The 1,236-nt window shown below is 38.6% G+C and carries 2 protein-coding genes; both read left to right on the plus strand.

The features are described from left to right. On the plus strand, positions 1-704 hold a 704-nt coding region (locus tag AC1DUW_RS29575), incomplete at its 5' end, for an aminotransferase class III-fold pyridoxal phosphate-dependent enzyme (protein WP_477644272.1). Positions 705-814: 110 nt separating this feature from the next. Continuing rightward, positions 815-1,236 (plus strand): amidohydrolase family protein (locus AC1DUW_RS29580; RefSeq protein WP_477644273.1); only part of this gene is annotated, 422 nt, incomplete at its 3' end.

Consider the following 1,236-nt stretch of genomic DNA (forward strand, 5'->3'; position numbering starts at 1 on the left):
GTGTGATTATGGAGCCGATTATTACCGGGGGCGGAATTTTAATGCCTCCTGATGGATATATGGCAAAAGTGAAAGAAATTTGTGAGAAGCACGGTGCGTTGCTTATTTGTGATGAAGTGATATGCGGATTTGGCCGGACAKGGAAGCCGTTTGGATTTATGAACTATGGCGTCAAACCAGATATCATTACAATGGCAAAAGGTATTACAAGTGCGTATCTTCCTTTGTCAGCAACGGCAGTCAGACGAGAGATTTATGAGGCTTACATAGGCAGTGAAGATTATGACCGCTTCCGACATGTGAATACGTTCGGAGGAAATCCTGCTGCCTGCGCTCTGGCTCTGAAGAATTTGGAAATCATGGAGAATGAGAAACTCATTGAACGCTCCAAAGAATTGGGTGAACGACTGTTACGTGAACTAGAGGATGTAAAGGAACATCCAAACGTGGGAGATGTTCGTGGAAAAGGCCTTCTTTTAGGTATTGAACTAGTGGAAGATAAGCAAACAAAAGAACCGGCTGCCATTGAAAAGATGAACAAAGTCATCAGTGCTTGTAAAGAAAAGGGACTGATTATCGGTAAAAATGGAGACACCGTTGCAGGATACAATAATGTTTTGCAAATTTCTCCTCCATTAAGCATTACAGAAGATGACTTTACTTTTATTGTTAAAACAATAAAAGAATGTTTATTTCAACTTTAACTAATTATTGATAAATCTTGTTAAAACACGGAATAGCAAATCGAGAGATATAACTTTTTTTAATACTGAACTGAACACTCTAAAAGAGGAATTCTGAAAGGGATGAGTTTATGAAAGCTGATGTTGTATTGATAAATGGAGAAGTTATTACAGCAGATCAAAAGAATACAGTAGTCGAAGCTGTAGCAATAAAAGATAATCGTATCGCAGTTGTTGGTTCAAATCAGGAGGTTAAGAGTTTTATAGGAGAAAAAACGGATGTATTTGACCTGCAAGGAAAAACGCTTCTTCCTGGATTTATTGATTCTCATATTCACCTCATTTTTTATGGGGTGAATCAGTTGGCGGTAAGTTGTAAAGCTGAACATATCGATTCTATCGAGGCTTTGTTAGATGACCTGAAAAAGAAAGCCTTAGAAACTCCTAAAGGTGAATGGATACGTGCTTGGGGCTTTAATGAAACGGCTGTGAAGGAAAAGCGTTATCCAACAATCGCTGAGCTGGATGAAATTTCAGTTGAACACCCCATTAT

The sequence above is a fragment of the Peribacillus sp. P4_C12 genome (assembly GCF_056402095.1).